Source organism: Collinsella sp. AM28-11LB, from assembly GCF_003469895.1.
GTDB lineage: Bacteria > Actinomycetota > Coriobacteriia > Coriobacteriales > Coriobacteriaceae > Collinsella.
Genome location: NZ_QSKJ01000002.1, coordinates 82,112 through 103,896, shown reverse-complemented (window position 1 = coordinate 103,896; position 21,785 = coordinate 82,112). Strand labels below are relative to the sequence as shown.

Sequence of the window (21,785 nt, the reverse complement as noted above, 5' to 3'; positions counted from 1 at the left end):
CTTTCTGCCGGCTAGGCGGTGGCGCGGCCTAGCCAGTTGCCGCTGTGGTGGTAGATGGTGAACATGGTTGCGGTGATGAGCCAGGTTACGGGATAGACCAGCAGCAGGTGCTCGAGCGACGGATCAAAAGGCATAATCGCAAACACCCAGATTACCCTTAGGACGACGGTACCGAAGATGGTGAGAACCATGGGCTGGAAGCTCACGCCGGCGCCGCGGATGGAGCCCGACGCGTTCTCGATAATCGAGAAGATCGCGTAGAACGGTGCAATGAAATGGATGATGGTCGTGGTGTAACCCGAAATCGAAGCATCATCGACAAACAGGCGCGACAGGGGACCCGAGAACACCAACAGTACACCGGACAGACCGCCGATGAGCAAAAACGACAGCACGAGCGACGTGTGGTAGCCCTTGCGCATGCGCTCGTAATTGCGCGCGCCAAAGTTCTGCGCCGAGAACGTGGTGATGGATACGCCGAGCGCCTCGGTCACCATCCAGATGATGCCGTCGAGACGGCCCGAAAGACCCCACGCCGTCGTAACATCGGCACCAAACGAGTTGACCGATACCTGAATCAGAACGTTGGAAATCGAATACGCCGCCGATTGAAAACCCAGCGGCAAACCGCACGAAAGCATGCTCTTGCAAATACCGCGATCGATGCCGAGCTTGGATATCGACAAACGCCATGCGCCCGGAGCACGCATCATGCGAATCACAATCATCGTGGCATTAGAGCAAATGGTCAGTGCCACCGCGATACCGCAACCCAAGGCCTCCAAATGCAGCACGGCAACAAAAATGATATCGAGCACCACGTTCACGAGGCAGCCGGAAGCAATAATCACGGCAGGGCCACGCGTATCGCCCACGGCACGCAGCAGCGCGGTACCCATATTGAGCAGCAGCGCCGCAAACATGGCGGCAAAATAGCAGCGAGCATAGGCTACGCCCTCGGCGAGAAGCTCGTGCGGCGTATTCATCAAAACGAGCATGGGCTCGACAAGCACTATGCCAAGAATGGAAACGACGATACCGCCCACGAGCGCAAGCGTCATGGCTGTATGGATCGAACGGCTCAAACGCTCGTCATCGTGCTGGCCAAAAAACTGCCCCGTGATAACGGCGCAACCGGCGCCAACGCCAACGCAAAAACCAATGCAGAGCTCCGTGAGCACCATCGTGGCTTGAATGCCGCCCAGCGCAAGCTTGCCGCCAAACTGACCGACGATATAGGTGCCGATAAGCGTGTAAGCCTGCTGGAAAAACGAACTAAAAAAGATGGGAACGCACAGCGACAGCAATTGCTGCCAAATGACACCTTGCGTTACATCGATAGCCGTAGATTTCTTAGCCACACGCCCTCCCCACTCGTATACGTCAAACAACAAATTAGCAATTTAAAACCAAAGTCAAAACCAGCTTAGCACCGACTGGCGGCTACCGAAACGCCCCGAATCAGAGCGCGGTGCGGAATATCTGCCTAGTGATACAAACCCGGCTGGTAGTGATACTCGTTGCTCACGTGCGGGCACAGCTGCCAAAAGGCGACGGCGCTCGCCGCGGCAACGTTGAGCGAATCGACCCCGTGCGCCATCGGAATGCGCACGGCTCGGTCGCAGCCGGCAATGGTCTTGGCGCCCAAGCCAGCACCCTCGGTGCCCATAAAGATCGCCAGACGGTCAATCTCGCGCAGCGCAGGGTCGTCCAGCGAAACGGAGTCGTCCGTCAGCGCCATGGCGGCACAGGAAAACCCGGCATTGTGCAGCGCCGCCAGGCCATCATGCGGCCATACGCGCGCCTCGCTGCCAATACGAGTCCACGGCACCTGAAACACCGTGCCCATGCTCACACGGGCGGAACGACGATACAGCGGATCGCAGCACGTAGGGCTGACCAAAATACCGTCAACATTCAATGCGGCAGCCGAGCGGAAAATCGCGCCCACATTGGTATGGTCGACAATGCCCTCAAGCACGCACACGCGCACCGGACGCTCCCCTGCCGCCTCAGCGACGCCGCCGAGAAACTCATCGACCGGAATCTGCCGCGGGCGACGAAAAGCCGCCAGCGCGCCGCGCGTCACATTAAAGCCCGTCAGCTGCTCCATGAGCTCCATCGAGGCAACAAACACGGGAACCGGGCCCTCACCGTCGCGAACGGCCAGACGCCCAAACAGCGGCATCATCTGATCGAGCCAGCGCTCGCCCAACAGAAAGCTCACCGGCTCGTAGCCGGCGCGTACCGCACGCTCGATGACCTTGGCGCTCTCTGCGATAAAGATGCCCTTTTGCGGCTCCAGCACGCAACGTAGCTCACGCTCCGTCAGTCGCACGTAGGCATCGAGCCGCTCGTCCTCGAGCGAATCGATTCGCAGCACCTCAACGGCATCAGTCATAGTAGCCAGCCCGCACCTTTCTTTGCAGCACCTATACAAATATCGGGGCAACGCCATGCGCCGCCCCGTCATTCATTTCATCCCGATAATACCGAAGGGATAATCGGTTTTACGCCTCGATGCGACGATACGTCACGAACTCATAATCGACGCCCTCGTCACCCTCACCGGCGGCAATCGTTGCGACCCCGCTACGCTGCGCAATCTCCCACGCAGGATCGGTTCCCAAATCGGGAAAGTACGTATCCACGACATGCACGCAATGGTTGTGCGTGACCTCGGCCTCGACGCAATACGGCAAAAACTGCCGATAGACATCGCCGCCACCAATCACCCACGCAACGGGCTCATCGGCAACCGCAGCGAGCGCCTCATCAATACTATGCACCACATCGACGTCCTCGGGAGCAAAGTCCACGTCGCGCGTGAGCACGATATTGCGGCGGTTCTTGAGCGGACGCCCCCCGGGAAAACTCAGCAGCGTCTTGCGTCCCATGATGACCGGACAGCCTTTGGTGCACGCAACAAAATGGCGCATGTCGGCGCGATTGGACACTACCATGTCGCCCTCGCAGCCAATGCCCCAGTCGTCACACACGGCGACGATGACAGAAAGCTTACACGTCATAAGCGCCACCTACACCGCAATAGGAATGTTCTTGACCTGCGGACCGTGCTCATAGCCCTCGACGATCAGATCATCGGTCGTAAACGCATAGAAATCATGCACGTCGGGGCTCAGCGTTACCTTAGGCGCCGCAAACTGCGGACGCTCGATAAGCTCGCGGACAATATCGACATGACGGTCGTAAATGTGAGCATCGGCAATCACGTGCAGCAGCTCGCCGGGAATCATATCGACGGACTGCGCAACCATCATGAGCAGAATGGCGTACTGGCACACGTTCCAGTTGTTCGCGGCCAAAATGTCCTGGCTGCGCTGGTTGAGAATCATGTTGAGCGTCGGTTTGTCATCCTGCGGGCGCTGCGTCACGTTATATGTCACGCTGTAGGCGCACGGATACAGGTGCATCTCGGACAGGTCGCTGAACACATAGGTGTTCGTCATGATGCGACGGCTATACGGCGTATGCTTAAGGTCGTACAGCACGCGGTCCATCTGGTCAAAGTCGCCCTCGGCATAATGGCTCTTCTGGCCAATCTGGTATCCGTAGGCCTTACCGATGGAGCCGGTCTCGTCAGCCCACTCGTCCCAAATATGGCTGTGGAGGTCATGGACGTTATTGGACTTCTTTTGATAGATCCACAGGATCTCGTCCATGGCAGACTTAAGCGCCGTGCGGCGCAACGTGAGCGCGGGGAACTCCTCGCGCAGGTCGTAGCGCGCCGTAACGCCAAAGTTTTTAATGGTATAGGCAGGGGTGCCGTCCTCCCACACCGGACGGACCTTTTGGCCCTCGGTGGTGGTGCCATGGTCCAAGATATCGCGGCACATGGCTACAAACTGTTGATCAGCTTTGCTCATTGACCCTCCTGTCAGTCGCCTATAAGCAATTTTTATTGTAGCCCAGGCGCACAGCATCGGATGGGACACTTGGGCCGGCACACGCAATGCACGGCAGCTCACTCTCAGTCGCAACGGCTTTGCCTTTTTCTGACATATGCCAAAAATGCCTTGCGCTGGTCCGCAGGTGCGCTATCCTATTTTTGACATATGTCAGATTTGGAGTGTATATGGCAGGAAGACGCAAAAAATTGCGCCGTGTTGGGATTATTCCTGAATATCGCGGTTTTACCCCCGATGGCCTTGCCAGCGGAGACGCCATCGACATGACGGTCGACGAGCTCGAGGTGCTGCGGCTGTGCGACCTGGAAGGCCTCAATCAGGAGGCTGTCGCCCAGCACATGGGCATCGCTCGTGCCACCGTGGCGGCCATCGGCAGCCGCGCGCATCGCAAGGTGGCAAACGCGCTGGTCAACGGGCGCGCGCTGAGTATCGAAGGTGGCAACATCGCGTACTCCCCCATTACCACGACGACGGCCGCATGGCCAGCAAAGGAGGTTGACACTATGAGGGTGGCAACGACGTACGACAACGGCAACATCTTTATGCACTTTGGCCGCAGCGAGCAGTTCAAGATCTACGACATCCAGGACGGCGAGGTGATCGACGAGCAGGTCGTGGGCACCGGTGGCACCGGTCATGGCGCGCTGGCGGGTCTGCTCGCCAACGGCGGCGTCGACACGCTCATCTGCGGCGGCATCGGCGGTGGCGCTATCAACGCGCTTGCTCAAGCCGGCATCACCGTCTATGCGGGAGCCCAGGGCAGCTGCGATGCGTGCGTCGAAGCCCTTATCGCTGGCACGCTCGCACAGAACGGCGAGGCCACGTGCGGCTGCCACGGCCATGACCACGAGCATTCCCATGAGCATGGCGAGTCCTGTGGCTGCCACGGCCATCACGAGCACGAGGGCCATGAGGGCTGCGGCTGCCACTAGCGGCAGGCAATCGATGCCATCACGTGCCTGCTCACACAACAAATAACGCACCAACGACGAAGGCCGCCTGGAATACCATCCGGGCGGCCTTCGCCATACACGACTCAGCCAGTCGCTACTTTTTCTTACGCATCTGCGCTTCCATCTGGCGCAGCAGATCCATATCGGACTTGGGGCCACCCGTTCCCAGGCCGCCCATGCCGCCCAGGCCCATGGCATCCAGGCCGGGAATATTGGGCATGCGCATCTTTTTGCCCTTCTTACCCTTTTTGCCCTTCTTGCCGCCGGCCTGTGCCTGATTGGCCATCGTGCGCATGCGGCCCATCATCTTGTTCATCTCGCCCCACTGCTTCATAAGGCTGTTGACCTCGGTTGGGGTTACGCCAGCTCCCTTGGCAATGCGGGCACGGCGCTGACCGTTGATGATGGAGGGACGCAGGCGCTCCTCCTTGGTCATCGACATGATGATGGCCTCGTTCTTATCGAAGATGCCCTCGTCCAGGTTGCCGCCCATCTGGCTGAGCGCGCGCTGGCCACCGGGAAGCATGCCCAGAATGCCCTTCATGCCGCCCATCTTCTTAACGGCCTTCATCTGGTCGAGCATATCGTTCATGGTGAAGCCCTCGCGCAGCATGCGCTCGGCAGCCTCGAGCTGCTCGGCATCGGCTGCCTCCTGGGCCTTCTCGATGATGCCGACGACGTCGCCCATGCCCAAAATACGCTTGGCCATACGATCGGGATAGAACGGCTCCAGCGAATCGGGCTTCTCGCCCATGCTCACAAACTTGATGGGCTTGCCGGTCACCTGGCGCACGGAAAGCGCGCCGCCGCCACGGGCATCGCCGTCGAGCTTGGAGATGATCACACCGTCAAAGTCGGTGCGCTCGGCAAAGGTCGAGACCACGTTGACGATATCCTGGCCGGTCATGGCATCGACGACCATCAGCACCTGATCGGGCTTGACGGCTTTCTTGATGTCCACGGCCTCCTGCATCATCTGCTCATCGATCTGCAGGCGACCGGCGGTATCGACGATGACCACGTCGCGCAGGTGGTCGACGGCCTCCTGGATGGCGCCCGTGGCAATGTCGACCGGATGCACACCGTCACCGCGGAAGACCGGCACGCCAATCTCGCCGCCAAGCGTTGCCAACTGGTCGGCAGCGGCAGGGCGGTAGACGTCGCACGCGGCGAGCAGCGGCGAGCGGCCCTGCTTCTTGAGCAGGTAGGCCAGCTTTACGGCCGCCGTGGTCTTACCGGAGCCCTGCAGACCCACAAGCATGATGACGTTGGGGATACGGTTGCTAAAGACGAGCTTGCTCTCGGTGGAGCCGAGCATCTCGGTGAGCTCGTCGAGCACGATCTTGACGACGTTTTGCGCCGGCGACAGCGACTCCATGACCTCTGCGGTCATGCAGCGCTCCTTGGTCTTGGCGACGAACTCCTTGACGACCTTAAAGTTGACGTCGGCCTCGAGCAGCGCCATACGGATGTCGCGCATGGCCGAGGTGATATCGGCCTCGGTCAGCTTGCCCTTGCCGCGCAGGCGGTCAAATGTGTCGTTGAGGCGATCGCTCAGGGAATCAAACACTAGTCACTCCTTAATTGGACTCGCCCACCAGGGCGCGGCAGAAATCTTTGGCATTGAACTCCTGCAGGTCATCGACCTGCTCACCCACGCCGATGCGCAGGATCGGGAGCTTGAGCTTCTCAGCCACGGCCATGGCGATACCGCCCTTTGCCGTGCCATCGAGCTTAGTCATGATAATACCGTCCAGACCCAGCGCCTCGTTAAACTCGAGCGCCTGGTTCAGACCGTTCTGACCGGTGGCGGCATCGATCACGAGCACGACCGAGACGGGCATAGGACCGGCGGCCATATTGGCAGCGCGCTTACGCGTCACGTTGACCACCTTGGCAAGCTCGCGCATGAGCTCGGGGCTCGTGTGCAGACGGCCGGCGGTATCGATCAGCACCAGGTCGCTGCCGCGCTTATCGGCCTCGTCAAGCACGTCATAGCACACGCTCGCCGGATCGGAGCCGCGGTCGCGCTTGATGACGGGAACGCCGGCGCGCTGGCCCCACACATCGAGCTGCTCGATGGCGGCGGCGCGGAAGGTATCGGCCGAACCGATCACGACGTTCTTGCCGCGGGCGGCCATGGCGCTCGCGATCTTACCGACCGTCGTGGTCTTGCCGGCACCGTTAATGCCCACAAACAGCACGCAGCTCGGCGTATCGGAAAACGGATCGCGCTCGATGGGCACAAAGTGCTGCTCGAGCTGCTCGGCCAGGGCACGACGGAGCTGCGGAGCGGTCTTGAGGTTCTTCTTTGCCGCGGCATCGCGCAGGTCATCGGAGACCTGAATGGCGACCTCGGCACCCATGTCACCCATAACGAGGGTGTCCTCAAGGTCCTCCCAAAAGTCCTCGTCAACCTCGCCGCCAAAGTAGAAGACCTCGTTGAGTGCCTCGCGGCTGCGCTCAAGTCCGCGCGAGAGAGCGTCAAAGAATCCCATTATGCATTCACGACCTTTCCGGTTTCGCGATCGAGTTTTTGCGAGACGACGCGACTGACGCCGTCGGCTTGCATCGAGACGCCATAGAGAACGTCAGCGTCCTCCATGGTACGGCGCTGATGCGAAATGACCAAGAGCTGCGTATCGGAACGCAGCACATCGAGGGCGCCGATGAGCTTGGACAGGTTGGCGTCATCAAGCGCCGCCTCAACCTCGTCCAGCACATAGAACGGCACCGTGCGCGTGCGGTACACGGCAAAGAGCAAGGCGAGCGCCGTCAGACTCTTCTCGCCGCCCGACATGAGCATCATCTTTGTGATGCGCTTGCCGCGCGGCTGCGCCACGACCTCAATGCCCGTCTCGGCCGGATGCTCGGGATCGGTCATCTCCAGATGAGCCTGACCGCCCGGGAAGAGCATGGCGAAGATCTCGCGGAAGTTCGCGTCGACCTTCTCAAACGTCACCAGGAACGCCTTGCGCATCTTGCGGTCGATCGCCACCGTGATCTTGGTGAGCGCCTTGCGCGCGCTCTCCAGATCGGCCAGCTGCTCCTCGATGTAGTCGGCGCGGCGCTTGAGCTGCTCGTACTCCTCCATGGCAACTTGGTTCACAGGGCCCAGGTTGTTGATCTGGCGCACAAGCTGGTTGAGCTCGCGCTCGGCGGCATCGCGGTCCGTGGGCGCGGGAAGCATGAGCGCTTCCTCGAGTACCGTGGTGCCATCGGCGGTAATGGCCTTAATGGCGGCCTCTACCTGCACCTCGAGCTTGCCACGCGCGACCTTAAACTCGTTTTGCGTGGCGGTGGCGGTATCGACCCGCTCCTTAGCGCGGGCAACCTCTGCCTTGGCATCCTCGATGGTCTTCTTGAGCGAAGCGGAGTCCGCCTCTTCCAGAGAGGCCTGGTCACGCAGGCGCGCTGCCCAATCCGACGCGCGTTCCAACAGGGCAGAATATCGTTCGTGCATGGGGTCGACGCGCAGGCGCAGCAGCTCGAGCGAGCGCGAAGCCTGGCGTGTTCCGCGGATACGACGGTCGATGCCCTCAAGACGATGCTCCAGGTCGGGCACGCGGCCCTTCAGCGAACGCAGGCGCTCGCTCGTCCGAGCTAGGCGAACCTTGGCGTCGGCGAGCTTGCCAGCAGCCTCGGAATCGTCACGACGAACGCGGTCAAGTTCATCGTTGGCCTGGGCAATCTGCAAGCCCAGGTCGCTCGCCTGCGCACGAGCCTCGTCACGCGAACGAGTGAGCTCGTCCACGCGCGGACGCGCAGCGCGAACGGCCTCTGCGGCCTGCTGACGGCGCTTGGAAATACGCACGTGCTCGACCTCGGCATTGTTGGCGCTTTGCTCCAGACGGCCGATCTCGGACAACAGGGAGCGGCGCTCGCCCTCAAGGCGGGCAATCTCGCCGGCGGCATCGCCCTCGGCGGCACGCGCCTCCTCGACGGCCGCGTTGGCCTCGACGACCTGGTCCGACACATGTTCAAACACAGCGGCCAAATCGGGCTCAAGCCCCTCCAGCTCGCGGATACGGCGCTTGCGCTCCAAGGCACCCGACGCCTCGCCGGCATCGAGGCCCACGCGCACCAGGCCGCCGCAGGCGACGCGGGCGCCATCAGGGGTCACATAGGTCACGCCATCCACAACCGGCGCCGCCAACGCGGCAGCCAAGTCATCGACCACGTAATAGCCGCCTAGCAGAGCCTCGACAACAGGACCGTAGCCCGCACGAACGGACAGACGATCGACCAGACGGGTACCGAAAGCACCCTCAGCGGCCGCAGAACCGCTCACGCCGCGCGCTACCAGCAGCGCCTCGCCCGAGGCCTTCTTCTCGTCCAGGGCCGCACGACCGGCACGCTCAAGCGCGGACGTATCGTCGAACAGCAGCGCATCGATATCGCCGGCGAGCAATTGCTCAACCAGGCCCTCAAGCTCGCGCGGGGCCTCGAGCACGTCGCCCAGACGACCCGAGATATCGTCGCCCAGCGCACCCACCAGGCGGCTCACGAGCGGCGAGCTGTCGCCCATGCGGGCATCGAGTTTCTTTTGGCTGGCAAGCTCCGAGCGCACCTCGGAAAACTTGTTGCGCGCCTCGCTCTCGCGGGCACGCAGGTCCTTCAGGGCCGCGCGTGCCATCTCGGTGGCTTCACGCGCATCGACCTGAGCCTGGCGCGCTTCCTCAAGAGCGCACTCAAGCTCCTCGGCGCAGCCGCGACGGCTCTCGAGCGAAGCCGTGACCTCCTCGAGCTGTTCATCGATCTGCTCCAGGCGCGAGGCGTACATGTTGTCCTCGACCTCGGCATTGCTCAAGGAATCCTTCACCTTAGCGAGCTCGAGCGCGGCGTTATCGGCCACGCGCTGCACATCGCGTTGCTCACGCGTAAGCTGCGAAATCTGATTGTCGAGCGCCACGCGGCGCTCGTGGAGCTCGGCGGCAGCAGGACCAGCGGCGTCAACGTCCTCCTGGGCCTGCATGTGCGCACCAGTCACTTCCTCAAGCTGCGCGCGCGCGTCCTCGAGCTCCTCGACCACGCGACGACGCTGATGCTCGGAGCTCGAAATCTGGCCGCGCATGTCGGACAGGCGCGACACCATGTTGTGGCCCTTTTCCTCGAGCAGGCGCATATCGGAGTTAATGCGGCCGACCACGTCTTGCATATGGCGGCGCTGCTCGCCCAGATCGCCCACAAACAGGCCCTTTTCCTCGAGCATAACCTGGAGCTTCTCGAGCTCGCGCTCCTTTTCGCCCATGCGGTACTGCGCAAGCTCCAGCTCGGCGGCACCTTCCTTGGAGCGGCTCTCCAAGTCGTTCCACTGCGACTGCAGCGAACGCAGCTCGTCGACAGCCAGCATCTGCGTAATCTCATTCGCGCGCGAGGACAGCTCTTTGTACTTGCGCGCGCGATCGACCTGACGCTCCAGCGGTCGCAGTTGACGGGCGATTTCCTTATTGATGTCGCGGGCACGCGTCAGGTGCTCGTCCATCGACTTGATCTTTTTGAGCGCACGCTCCTTGCGGCGCTTGTGCTTGGAGATGCCGGCGGCCTCCTCGATGAGGGCACGGCGCTCCTCGGGGCGGCTCTGCAAAATGGCGTCGAGCTTGCCCTGACTGATGATGGAATGCGTATCCTTACCCAGGCCCGAATCGTGCAGGATGTCCTGAATGTCCATCAGGCGGCACGGACTCGAGTTGATGAGGTACTCGCTTTCGCCCGAGCGATACATGCGACGGGTGATGGAGACCTCGTCAAAATCGACGGGTAGCACATGGTCCGAGTTATCGAGCACCAGCGTGACCTCGGCGACGCCCACCGGCTTGCGAGCCGACGAGCCCGAGAAGATGACATCCTCCATGGCCTGGCCGCGCAGCTGCTTGGCGCTCTGCTCGCCCAGAACCCACAGGATGGAGTCGGAGATGTTCGATTTTCCCGAGCCGTTGGGACCGACGATGACGGTCAGGCCCGGCTCAAACGTCATATGGGCGCGGTCGGCAAACGACTTGAACCCTTTGAGCGTGAGGGACTTGAGATACACGGTTCCTCGCTTACACAGGCTTCTTGTTGAGAATCACGCCGTTAGTGGTGTAGCCCATGCGGTCAAGTGCCTCGAGTGCAGCGGCCCCCTCGGCTTCCTTCTTTGAGGAGCCGGAGCCGCGACCCTGGCGAATACCATCGATCAACACCACGGCGGTAAAGGTGGGCGCATGCGCCGGACCCTCGGAACCAACCAGCTTATACGCCGGAGGCTCGTGGCCGTCGGCCTGCACGCACTCCTGCAAAAACGACTTGGGATTCGCAGGATGTTCGGCACGCTCGGAAGCCAAGTGCGGCTTAAGCGTGCGATGAATGAACTCCGCTGCGGCATCCCAGCCGGCATCCAGGTACAGCGCGCCCACGAGCGACTCATAGACGTTCTCGAGCGCCGAATGCAGGCCGCGTGCGCCCGTACCGGTCTCGGAGGCACCAAAGATGATGATGTCGTCGATACCCAGCTCGTGCGATACCTCGGACAGCGTGGCGCCCGAGACAAGCGACACCTTCAGGCGCGTGAGCTTGCCCTCGTCAAACTCCGGATAGGACTCAAACAGGGAGCGTGCGACCACGGCGCCCAAAATGGAATCGCCCAAGAACTCAAGGCGCTCATAGCTGGCAGAAACCGGCTGGCCCTCGACTGCCGAGGGATGCGTAAGCGCCGCGCGCAGCAGCACCTTATTATTGAACTCATGGCCCAGAATTTCCTGGGCGCGCGTAAGTCGTTCAGACAAAGCCAAGACCTAGGCCTCCCTGGCGTTTTCGATCGCGTCGACGGCGTCGGCGACAGAGTTGAGCGAAAGCAGAGTCTCGTCATCGATCTCGAGGTTGAACTCGTCCTCGATAGCCGTAACCAGCTGCAGGCGCTCGAGCGAGTTGGCATCGAGGTCGTCAAAGGTGGTCTCATCGCTAATTTCGGCAACATCGACGCCCAGAACGTCAGCAGCGACCTCGGCGATCTTGTCGAAGATTTCGGAGCGGTCCATAGCGCTTCCTCTCATAGTGCATGAATACCAAAAGAATGGTACCGCCCGGGCGGTACCAAGACACGGTTCTGATTCTACCCCACGACGCACGCCCCGAGGCGCATAACAGCGCTCTAACTCGCTCTTATAAAACGATACCGTCCATAGAGTTGGCGACATTCTCGACCAGCCCGACGCGCACGGCTTCGGCCGCCGCGAGCGTACCGTTTTTGACAGCTTCGACCGACGTGGCGCCGTGGCCGATCAGAACCACGCCGCGCAGGCCCAAAAGAATCGCGCCGCCCTTGGCGTCGCCAGAGAGCTTGGCCTTGATCTCGCGCATCTGCTTTTTAATAAGCAGCGCGGCGATCTTGGTGCCAAGTGAAGACATAAAGACGCCCTTGAGTTCCTGCAGCAAAAACTTAGCAGCGCCCTCAGTGGCCTTGAGCGCGATGTTGCCCGACATGCCGTCGGCGACCACGACGTCAAAATTGCCCGACGTAAGATCGGTGCCCTCGCAGTTACCAACAAAGCCGGGAACGACGGCTTTCATGGCCGGGAAGCACGCCTTGGTAAAGTTGGAGCCCTTCTCGTCCTCGGTGCCGTTAGCAAGCAGGCCCACGCGGGGATGCTCAATGCCCAGGACGACGCGGGCATAAGCGCTACCCATCTGAGCAAAACGCACCATGTCATCGACCTCGACATCGGGGTTGGCGCCCATATCGCACAGCACCGTCAGACCGCCGGCGCGATTGGGCAGCGCATTGGTCAGACAGGGGCGCACCGGCTGCTTCTTGCCTTCGGCCTGATACCTAAACGGCGTCACATAGGCGGTAGCGGCGGCGGTCATAGCACCGGTCGAGCCGGCAGAGAAGAACGCGTCCGCATTTCCCTTCTTGATGGCACGGCACGACAACACGATCGAAGACTTGCGTTTGGTCATCACGGCGCGAATGGGATCGTCATCCATGGCGATAACGTCGGGTGCCTCAAGGGCCTCAACACGTGCATGGGAAGCTGCAAAGGGATTGACGATTTCGGCGGGGCCAGCTGCCAAGACCTCGATATCGGGATCGGCGGCAAGCGCAGCCTCGATACCATCGAGAACAACCTGAGGTTTCTCGTCTCCGCCCACAACGTCTACACAAACGCGAACGTTACTCATATACATGCTCCTTATACAAAAATGGCCGACTCATTGAGCCGGCCATTGTGGTTCCATTTGGAACGGCATCGCATCCAGAGTATACCGTTACTCGGTAACGATAACCTCGCGGTCCTTGTAGAAACCGCAGCTGGGGCACACGTGGTGCGGGAGCTTGACGGCGCCGCAACGGGGGCACGTGGACTGAGCCGCAGCCGAGATCTTCATGTTGGCGGAACGACGGGTGTGAGTGCGGATACGACCCTGCTTTTGTTTAGGTACGGGCATAGTGACCTTCCTTATGAACTATCCAGTGTGGCGATTACGCGCAAGTAGCGATACTACCACAGTTTTACTCGTCAAGCTTGAGATTCTTCAATGCTGCAAATGGATTTTCCGTGGCAGCGGCCCATTCGGCCTCCGTCTGGGCGGCGCAATCGCATTGCTCGACGTTGAGATTGCAACCGCAAGTGGGGCACAGACCGTGGCAATCGGGCTTGCAGAGCACCACAAACGGCGTGTCCATGACGACCGCGTCATTGATGGGCTCACCCAGATCGACGATGCGGTCCTCACCCAGGAGCTCGTAGCCGTCCTCGTAGGCCTCGGGGTCCTCGGGCTCCTCAAAGAGGTAGAACTCCTCGATCTCGCCGGCGATATCAAACGAAGCGGGCTCCAGGCAACGGTCGCACTCGCCGGTGGCGTGCGCGCGGACCATACCCGTGAGCAAGACACCGGTACCGGCGTTGGTAAAGACAACGTCGTAGTCGATGCCGTCCTGTAGCTGGTACTCCTTCTCGCCCACCGTGTAGGTGGCGACATCGACCTTACCGGTCAGCGGATACGAATCTCCAGGGAACTCGAGCTGCTCAGATAGATCGACGGTAACGCTCGGGAACTCAGCCATTACCACTGACCATTCTGTTGGGCGGCACCCTCGTTAAGCTGCTGACGGCAACGAGTAACGGTGCCGGTCAGGCTCTTGAGGTTCTCCTCCAGGTGCGTAAAGACCTGCTCTGCGTAGTCCTCGGCAGCATAACGCGTCTCGCGCTCGTACTGCTGGGCACGATCACGGATGTCGTCGGCCTGCTGCTGCGCTAAGCGGACGATCTCCTGCTCACCGGCAATGGTAAGAGCCTGCTGCTGAGCGTCGGCGATGATGGAATCGGCCTGAGCGGCAGCGGAAGCCATAAGCTCCTCGCGCTCCTTAAGGATACGGCGGGACTTCTGCCACTCCTCGGGATAGCTCATGCGGATCTCGTCGAGGATGTTGAAGAACACGTCGGCGTCGATGACCTTGAACTGAGCGTTCTTGCCGAAAGGCGGCTTGGCTTCCTCGATCAGCCCTTCGAGCTCATCGACCAAGCTGACGATCCTATCGCCAGGAAAATTCTCGCCCGGCATCCGGTCTCCTTTCATAGGTAACATATCATCGTGCTAGTTTACCACATGCCACCAGGCAATAAGAAACGTCACGAAAAGCGAAGTCTGAGCGCTTCGACCACGTTGGGCGGGACAAACGTCGATACATCGCTGCCGAGTGAGGCGATCTGGCGAACGACCGAGCTCGAGATGTAGCCGTACTGCGGCGCACTCATGACAAAGATGGACTCCAGCTCGTTATCCAAGCGATAGTTGAGATCTGCCTGCTGCAGCTCGTACTCAAAGTCGGTCATGGCGCGCAGGCCCTTGACCACGGCCCCCGCCCCCTGCTCACGAGCGAAGTCAACCAAGAGGCCGGTGAAGGGCAGGACCTCGACGCCGTCGATATCGCCGAGCGCCTCGCGGGCCAGCGCCACGCGCTCATCGAGCATAAACGTCGTGCCCACACCGTTTTTACCCTGCGACTCGGCAACAGCGACGATCACGCTGGGAAAGATGCGGCGGGCGCGGCGGATTACATCGATATGGCCAAACGTAATGGGGTCGAAGGTGCCCGGAACGATGACGCGGTTAATGGTGTCACTCATGGGCGTCCTCCTGAAACGTCGTGGCATCGTTGTTGTCAGCATCGGTGCCGGCGTTATCACCCTCACCATCGTCATCGCCGACCCAACGAAGCAGATCGACCGAGGTGATGCCATAACGCTTCTCACGCACGGTCTCAAAACCTGCCGGATGCGCGCCCGCATCGGCAGCGGCATGCTCAAACAGGGCATAAGCGCCAGATGCAAGCAGACCCTGCTGAGCCAGGTTCTGCAGCAGCTCCTCGACCGGCTCGGCACCAAAAGCATATGGTGGGTCGAGCAGGACCAGATCAAAGGGGCCGCCCGGCACACGACCGCGTGAGGCACTCGCCAGCATGTCGCCCGCTACCACGCGCCAACGCGCACGGTCACAGCAGAGCGACTCAATATTCTTGGTAATGAGCCGCGCGGCGTTGCGATCGATCTCAAACGTCGTGAGCGAGCGGGCCCCACGAGAGAGCATCTCTAACCCTAAGGCACCGGAGCCGCCAAAGGCGTCCAACACACGAACCTCGTCCAAATCGAAATCGAATGCCGACATGACCATAGATGCGCACGCCTCGCGCACGCGATCAGTCGTGGGGCGGGTGACATCGCGACCACGGGGCTCCTCGATCTTACGACCGCGCCATTCGCCGCCGATGATTCTCATCCTCCGCTGACCTCCTTAAAGATATGTCGATAACGCATGGCGACCGCGTCGCGCAAGGGACGCGTCGCCACAGAGTCAAGGTTGCAAGCATACCGCAAGAGCTCGACCGCGTCCAAATGGGCCCACTCGATCAGCTCCTCGTCGGCATCCAGGTCGACAAAGCGCAGGGTCACACCACCATGCTGGCGATAACCCAGGATTTCGCCCTCATGGCGCAGGCGCAGGTCCATCTGGGCGAGCGTAAAGCCATCCGAGGTTTTTTCGAGCGATTGCAGACGATCTTGCGCCGCCGATGCGCCGCCGTTGCCCTTGGAGTGCGTCATGACCAGGCACGTGCCCGACACGCCGCCACGGCCCACGCGGCCGCGCAGCTGGTGCAGGGCAGCCAAACCAAAACGCTCGCCGTTCTCGATGACCATGACGGTGGCGTTGGGCACGTCAACGCCCACCTCGACCACCGTAGTCGAGACGAGCACGTCAATCTCGCCACGCTTGAAGGCATCGATAACCTGGTCCTTCTCCCCCGCTGGCATGCGGCCGTGGAGGCGCTCGATAGTAAGACCCGGCAGCGCCAGACGCAGGCGGTCGAGCTCGGTCGCCGTATCATGCAGCGGCACGGGGACCGTCACGCGGCCCTCCTCGTCGCGGGCGATACCGGGCACGTCCTCCAACTCATCGGCCGAGTCACTCGGCTCCACGAGCGGGCAAATCACGTAGGCCTGCTGACCTTTTTCATGCGCTTCGCGGATGGCGCCATAGGCGAGGTCGCGGCTCGACTCGGTGAGCACGCGTGTCGACACGCCAGCGCCAGGGACGGGCCGATGGCGGATGATGCTCGTATCCAGATCGCCGTAGACCGAAAGCGCCAGCGTACGCGGGATGGGCGTTGCCGTCATAACGAGCAGATCGGCACCGGGGCCCTTCGCGCGTAGGGCGTTGCGCTGGCCAACGCCAAAGCGGTGCTGCTCGTCGATGACAACAAGCGACAGATGCTTGAACGCAACGTTATCCGAAAGCACCGCATGGGTGCCAAAGAGCACGTCAAGCTCGCCCGATTCCAGCTGGGCATGGATGCGCTCGCGCTCTGCGGCCGGCGTGGCGCCCGTCAGAAGCGCCCAGGACATGCCGGCCTGCGAGAGCAGAGGGCCGGTCTTATCGGCATATTGGCGCGCCAGCACGCCCGTGGGCGCCATAACGCAGGCCTGCGTGCCGCTATCGGCAGCCACAGCCAGCGCGCAGGCGGCAACGGCGGTCTTACCGGTACCGACATCGCCCAGCAGCAGACGGTTCATCACGCGCCCGCCATCGCACATGTCATGCAGGATGTCTTGGAATGCGGCCTCCTGCTCGTCGCTCAGCGAAAACGGAAGGGCCTGTTTAAGCGCGCCCAGATGCTCGCCCGCAGCGTGGGCATAGGGCACCACATCGACCAGGCCGCCGTCGTTGCGCAGACGCAGCGCCAGCTGCAGGTAGAGGCACTCCTCGTAGGCAAGACGCCGGCGTGCGATGTCGCGCTCAGCCATGCTCGAGGGAAAGTGGATCGAACGCAACGCGCGGGCATTGCTCATGAGCTTCCGCTTTGCGCGCAGCGGCGCGGGAATCGGATCGAACGGATTGCCGACGACCTCGAGCGCGCCGCTTACGATGCGGCGCATCCACGCCTGGCTCACGCCATCGCTCACGTAATGGACCGGCAGAATGGTGCCTGCGGCGCGCCCGTCCTCGAGCTTTTCAAAGTGGGGCGAGGCCATCTGCTTAAAGCCGTAGGCAAACTCGACCTTGCCCATCACGGCCAGGCGGTCGCCCTGCTTAAGCTGCTGGGCAATCCAGGGCTGGCGGAAAAAGGCGACCTGCAGAACGCCCGTCTCGTCAACAAGTGAGACCTCAGTCACCTGCATGCGCGGACGCGGCTGCTTTTGGACGATACGGTCGACCGTGGCGATGATGGTGCACACGGTACCGATGGGCGCCATCTCGATGGACCACGAGCGGGTAAAGTCGAGGTATCGATGAGGGATATGGAGAAGGAGGTCCCCCACCGTCCGAATTCCCAGACGGCGAAGGGCCTCCTCACGTTTACCCGAAACATATTTGAGTCGCGCGATATCCTCGTCGAGCGCATTGCTCTGGGCAAAGCGCTCCGAGACGCGCGGCACGGAGCACAGCTCGGACATGGGCAGTTGCCTACTCGATCGAGAAGATCACGGGATAGAGCGGCTGCTCGCCACGATGGGCGTCAATCTCCAGATCGGGCTGAGCCTCCTCAATGGCGTCGATGATCTCCTGGAAGGCTTCATCGGACAGCTCCTCGCCGGCCAGAATCGTCAGCGCGTCACCCTCCTCTTCCTCCTGCATGCGGTTGATGCAATCGAGCGTGACCTGCTTCACATCGGAGCCGACCACGTCAATGGAACCGGCAATGATACCCATAACGTCACCGGAGTGAATCGGCGAGCCGTCGAAGGCGCTGGAGTCGCGCACAGCGCGGGTGACCTCGCCATCGCGGACTTCGCTGATGGCGTCGACCATAGCGGCGACGGCTTCCTCGAGCTCGGAATCGGGCAGGACCGCGAACAGCGCGGAGAAGGCCTGCGGAACGGTCTTGGTGGGAACGACGGCAACCTTCTTGTCGGTGCAGGCAGAAGCGGCAGCCTCGGCGGCCATGCGGATGTTACCGTTATTGGGCAGGATGATGACCGAGGTCGCGTTGACCTGGTCGACGGCGCCCAGCAGGTCTGCAGTCGAGGGGTTCATGGTCTGACCACCCGACACGATCACGTCGACGCCGAGGGACTTGAGGATATCGGCCTCGCCGGAACCGGCGGCAACAGCGACAAAGCCCAGCGCCTTGGCGGGCTCGGCGGCCTTCTCCTGGTCCTCATGGATCTTGGCGGTACGGTCGTGGGCCTCCATCTCCATGTTGTGGATAAAGACCTCATAGATCTGACCAAGCTGCAGCATGTGCTCGAGCACCAGGTTGGGGGTGTTGGAGTGCACGTGAATCTTGTAATCGGGGTAAGCACCCACGAGCAGCTCGCAGTCACCCATGGAGCCCAGGAACTTAAGGCATTCGTCCTCGTCAAAGGGAGCGTCGGCCTTAAAGAGGAACTCGTTGCAGTAGCGGAATTCCGAGCCCTCCCAGTCGTCGTTGGCCTCGATCTCAACGCGGTCGAGGGCCGCGTCGCGGGCAGAGCCAGCGGAGTCAAACATGGTGGAGAAATCCTCGACAACGGTGCTGCGACCAAGCGCGGCGGCAACAAAGTTCTCAAGGAAGATGGCAAATCCAAAGGCGCCGGAGTCGACCACGCCGTTCTCCTTCAGAACAGGCAGCAGGTCGGGCGTACGGGCGACGGACTGATAGGCCTCGACGACGATGGCGTCGAGCGCGTCCTCGGCCGAGAACTTCTTCTTCTCGCACTCATCTGCCTTGGTCGAGACGTCGCGCAGCACCGTGAGGATCGTACCCTCGATGGGCTTACGCACTGCCTGGAAGGCAACCTTGACGGCTCGGCGGAAGGCATAGGCGATGTTGGCGGACGTGATGGGCTCATCGGCAGAGACAAGGCCCTCGGCCACACCACGCAGAATCTGCGAGGTGATGACGCCGGAGTTGCCACGGGCACCCATCAGGGAGCCGTGAGTGATGGCGCCGGCGATGGCCTCCATGTCGGCGTCAGCAGGAAGGGCGGAAAGCTCCTTGGTCACCGAGGCGAGTGTGAGCGACATGTTGGTACCGGTGTCGCCGTCGGGTACGGGGAAGACGTTGAGCTTGTTGATCTCCTCGGCCTTGTCGGAAACAGCAGCCGCAGCGATCGGAAAACAGGTGCGAATGGTCTTTGCAATCATGGGTATTTGAATCTCCGTTTTCGGATGCTAGTTCAGACGGCTCTTGAGCGCGTCGATGTGAATGCCGATCTTAAGGCTGGCGGGATCGATCTGGGCGACCTCCTGCAGAGTGAAGGCAACGGAGCTCGAAAGATTGTGGCAGACGGACTTCATGTTGACGCCGTTCTCGAGCACGACGTGAAGGTCGACCGTGAGGCCGTTCTCGTCGGCGGAGACAAGCACGCCCTTGCGGAGGCGCTGACCGGCAAGCAGGCGCACGCTCTCGGCGCCCTGGAGCTGCTCGGCCATACCGACAACGCCATAGCACGTCATCGCGGCATAACCGGCAATATCGGCAATAACGTCGTTCGAGACGCTCAGGCTGCCGTTAATGGTCTCAGACACAAGAATCTCCTTATCTGGTGCTCGCGGCACCATCTCGTGGGAGCAATCATTGCAATATTCTACAACGAGCGCGCCATGTTGAGGTGGTGGGTCGCGGGATTACATCCTCGACACGAAATGTTGATATGGTAACGTTCGCGCCAGGCGATCGCGGTATGAAAAAACCCGCCGCATAAGCGACGGGTTTTACAACCTGGCTCCCCGGGTAGGACTCGAACCTACAACAGCGCGGTTAACAGCCGCGTGCTCTACCATTGAGCTACCGAGGAATTTAAAAGCCCAGCGGAATGGGCTGAAAAATTCTGGCTCCCCGGGTAGGACTCGAACCTACAACAGCGCGGTTAACAGCCGCGTGCTCTACCATTGAGCTACCGAGGAATAGGTGCGTGCTCTCAAGCAACGAAATTTATTATACGGACGAATCAGCTCAGGGCAAGAACTTTTTTAAGAAATTTTCCGACCCAACCGTTGCGGCAAGGAGTGTCCCAAAGTGCCGGCAAAAAAGGAACGTCCCTAACTGCCGGAACGGAAACGCCGTGACTACTAAGACTCAATGTAGTCCTTGAGCTTGCTCGAACGGCTCGGGTGGCGGAGCTTGGCCAGGGTCTTGGACTCGATCTGGCGGATGCGCTCGCGCGTGACGCCAAACTCGCGGCCGACTTCCTCGAGCGTGCGGGGATGACCGTCGACAAGACCAAAACGCAGCTCGATAACCTTACGCTCACGATCGGCAAGCGAATCGAGCACCTGGGTGAGCTGCTCCTGCAGCATGGAGAAGCTGGCCGCATCGGGCGGAACGATGGCCTGGGAGTCCTCGATGAAGTCGCCCAGCTGGGAATCCTCTTCCTCGCCGATGGGAGTCTCGAGCGACACGGGCTCCTGCGAAATCTTCTGGATCTCGCGGACGCGGTCGGCACTCATGTCCATCTCGGCACCGATCTCCTCGGGGGTCGGGTCGCGACCCAGGTCCTGGAGAAGTTGGCGCTGCACGCGGACGAGCTTGTTGATGGTCTCGACCATGTGCACGGGAATACGGATGGTACGGGCTTGGTCGGCGATAGCGCGCGTGATGGCCTGACGGATCCACCACGTAGCGTACGTGGAGAACTTAAAACCCTTCTGGTAGTCGAACTTCTCGACGGCGCGGATCAGACCGAGGTTGCCCTCCTGGATCAGGTCCAGGAACAGCATACCGCGACCGACATAGCGCTTGGCGATGGAGACGACCAAACGCAGGTTTGCGCTGATGAGTGCCTGCTTGGCTTCGAGGCCCACGTTCTCAATGCGCGTAAGACGACGCATCTCGGCACGCGTGAGCTCGAGCTCGCCCGCCTCGGCAGCCTCGAGCTTCTCGGTGGCCTCGAGACCGGCCTCGATCTTCATGGCCAGATCGACCTCTTCGGAGGCGGTCAGCAGGTCGACCTTGCCGATCTCCTTGAGGTACATACGAACCGGATCGCCGGTCAGCATCACCGTGGAGGCATCGATGCCACGCACGCGGGAGCGTGAGCGGGACGTGCGCACGGTGCGCTTCTTCTTGCTCTTGGAAGAACCCATCTCGGCGTCGGCCTGACGGGCCATCTTGAGCTCATGATCGTCGAGCGAGCCGGAATCGTGCTCGTCGTCGTCATCGAAATCGTCGGTATCGGTATCGTTATCGTCATCGTCGACGTCCATGGGGGCGTCGTCGTTACCGCTCGCGGAGATAATCTGGATGCCGCTGTTGCGCAGCGCGGAATACACCGCGGTGAGCTGCTCGTCAGAAACATCGATATCCTTCAGGGCGACCTGAATCTCGTCCTCGGTTACCGAAGTCCTGTTTGAGCCGTTGCCCATGAGCTTTGCAACGCAGGATTCCAGCCCAGTACCCGTGCTCTCAGTCTTTTTTGGCACAGATTCTCCCTTCATAGTCCAC

The 21,785-nt window shown here is 61.1% G+C and carries 20 protein-coding genes and 2 tRNA genes; 1 reads left to right on the top strand and 21 read right to left on the bottom strand.

Going from position 1 to position 21,785, the window contains the following annotated elements; translation table 11 throughout:
* Positions 1–11: 11 nt before the first annotated feature.
* The 4 genes from DW732_RS02405 to thyA form a co-directional block, all read right to left on the bottom strand.
* Positions 12–1,361, bottom strand: a complete 1,350-nt coding sequence (locus DW732_RS02405) for an MATE family efflux transporter (protein ID WP_117742827.1) — start codon at positions 1,359–1,361, stop codon at positions 12–14.
* 125 nt (positions 1,362–1,486) lie between these two features.
* Positions 1,487–2,401 carry an RNA methyltransferase gene (locus DW732_RS02400; RefSeq protein ID WP_117794258.1) on the bottom strand — a complete coding sequence of 305 codons (915 nt, stop codon included), beginning with the start codon at positions 2,399–2,401 and terminating at the stop codon, positions 1,487–1,489.
* 109 nt (positions 2,402–2,510) lie between these two features.
* On the bottom strand, positions 2,511–3,029 hold the full coding sequence (locus DW732_RS02395; RefSeq protein WP_117794257.1) for a dihydrofolate reductase: 519 nt from the start codon (positions 3,027–3,029) through the stop codon (positions 2,511–2,513).
* Between the two features lie 9 nt (positions 3,030–3,038).
* Positions 3,039–3,887 carry a thymidylate synthase gene (gene thyA, locus DW732_RS02390; RefSeq protein WP_117794256.1) on the bottom strand — a complete coding sequence of 283 codons (849 nt, stop codon included), beginning with the start codon at positions 3,885–3,887 and terminating at the stop codon, positions 3,039–3,041.
* Between the two features lie 209 nt (positions 3,888–4,096).
* Between thyA and DW732_RS02385 the strand changes: the two genes are divergently transcribed.
* The gene (locus DW732_RS02385) at positions 4,097–4,861 is read left to right on the top strand and encodes a NifB/NifX family molybdenum-iron cluster-binding protein (RefSeq protein ID WP_117735046.1); all 765 of its coding nucleotides are present in this window, start codon (positions 4,097–4,099) and stop codon (positions 4,859–4,861) included.
* A 115-nt stretch (positions 4,862–4,976) separates the two neighbouring features.
* Here DW732_RS02385 and ffh read toward each other — a convergent pair whose 3' ends face one another.
* The 17 genes from ffh to rpoD form a co-directional block, all read right to left on the bottom strand.
* A complete protein-coding gene (ffh, locus tag DW732_RS02380; protein WP_117735045.1) occupies positions 4,977–6,452 on the bottom strand; it encodes a signal recognition particle protein in 1,476 nt (491 codons plus the stop codon).
* 10 nt (positions 6,453–6,462) lie between these two features.
* Positions 6,463–7,380, bottom strand: a complete 918-nt coding sequence (ftsY, locus tag DW732_RS02375) for a signal recognition particle-docking protein FtsY (protein ID WP_117794254.1) — start codon at positions 7,378–7,380, stop codon at positions 6,463–6,465.
* A complete protein-coding gene (gene smc, locus DW732_RS02370) occupies positions 7,380–10,916 on the bottom strand; it encodes a chromosome segregation protein SMC (protein WP_118098502.1) in 3,537 nt (1,178 codons plus the stop codon). Before smc ends, ftsY begins: the two co-directional genes overlap by 1 nt.
* A gap of 10 nt (positions 10,917–10,926) precedes the next feature.
* Positions 10,927–11,652, bottom strand: coding sequence for a ribonuclease III (rnc, locus tag DW732_RS02365; RefSeq protein WP_117637759.1), 726 nt, complete (start codon positions 11,650–11,652; stop codon positions 10,927–10,929).
* A gap of 3 nt (positions 11,653–11,655) precedes the next feature.
* Positions 11,656–11,898, bottom strand: coding sequence for an acyl carrier protein (locus tag DW732_RS02360; protein ID WP_055309519.1), 243 nt, complete (start codon positions 11,896–11,898; stop codon positions 11,656–11,658).
* A 124-nt stretch (positions 11,899–12,022) separates the two neighbouring features.
* A complete protein-coding gene (gene plsX / locus DW732_RS02355) occupies positions 12,023–13,042 on the bottom strand; it encodes a phosphate acyltransferase PlsX (RefSeq protein WP_118098500.1) in 1,020 nt (339 codons plus the stop codon).
* Positions 13,043–13,129: 87 nt separating this feature from the next.
* Complete coding sequence (gene rpmF / locus DW732_RS02350) at positions 13,130–13,309, bottom strand: 50S ribosomal protein L32 (RefSeq protein WP_022094017.1); 180 nt, start codon at positions 13,307–13,309, stop codon at positions 13,130–13,132.
* A gap of 64 nt (positions 13,310–13,373) precedes the next feature.
* The gene (locus tag DW732_RS02345; protein ID WP_118098498.1) at positions 13,374–13,928 is read right to left on the bottom strand and encodes a DUF177 domain-containing protein; all 555 of its coding nucleotides are present in this window, start codon (positions 13,926–13,928) and stop codon (positions 13,374–13,376) included.
* On the bottom strand, positions 13,928–14,425 hold the full coding sequence (locus tag DW732_RS02340) for an ATPase (RefSeq protein ID WP_040358176.1): 498 nt from the start codon (positions 14,423–14,425) through the stop codon (positions 13,928–13,930). Before DW732_RS02340 ends, DW732_RS02345 begins: the two co-directional genes overlap by 1 nt.
* Positions 14,426–14,493: 68 nt before the next feature.
* Positions 14,494–14,991 (bottom strand): pantetheine-phosphate adenylyltransferase, encoded by a 498-nt coding sequence (gene coaD / locus DW732_RS02335; protein WP_117742816.1) that lies wholly within the window; start codon positions 14,989–14,991, stop codon positions 14,494–14,496.
* On the bottom strand, positions 14,984–15,640 hold the full coding sequence (gene rsmD / locus DW732_RS02330) for a 16S rRNA (guanine(966)-N(2))-methyltransferase RsmD (protein WP_117735039.1): 657 nt from the start codon (positions 15,638–15,640) through the stop codon (positions 14,984–14,986). Before rsmD ends, coaD begins: the two co-directional genes overlap by 8 nt.
* Positions 15,637–17,814, bottom strand: coding sequence for an ATP-dependent DNA helicase RecG (recG, locus tag DW732_RS02325; RefSeq protein WP_118098496.1), 2,178 nt, complete (start codon positions 17,812–17,814; stop codon positions 15,637–15,639). The genes rsmD and recG overlap by 4 nt, the downstream gene beginning before the upstream one ends.
* 10 nt (positions 17,815–17,824) lie before the next feature.
* Entirely contained in the window at positions 17,825–19,486 is a 1,662-nt protein-coding gene (locus tag DW732_RS02320; RefSeq protein ID WP_118098494.1) for a DAK2 domain-containing protein, read from the bottom strand.
* Positions 19,487–19,513: 27 nt separating this feature from the next.
* Positions 19,514–19,903: an Asp23/Gls24 family envelope stress response protein gene (locus tag DW732_RS02315; protein WP_195919456.1), complete on the bottom strand. Its 390-nt coding sequence runs from the start codon at positions 19,901–19,903 to the stop codon at positions 19,514–19,516.
* A gap of 161 nt (positions 19,904–20,064) precedes the next feature.
* Positions 20,065–20,139 (bottom strand) — tRNA-Asn (locus tag DW732_RS02310).
* A 34-nt stretch (positions 20,140–20,173) separates the two neighbouring features.
* Positions 20,174–20,248 (bottom strand) — tRNA-Asn (locus DW732_RS02305).
* Between the two features lie 165 nt (positions 20,249–20,413).
* Entirely contained in the window at positions 20,414–21,763 is a 1,350-nt protein-coding gene (gene rpoD, locus DW732_RS02300) for an RNA polymerase sigma factor RpoD (protein WP_117742812.1), read from the bottom strand.
* Positions 21,764–21,785 lie beyond the last annotated feature (22 nt).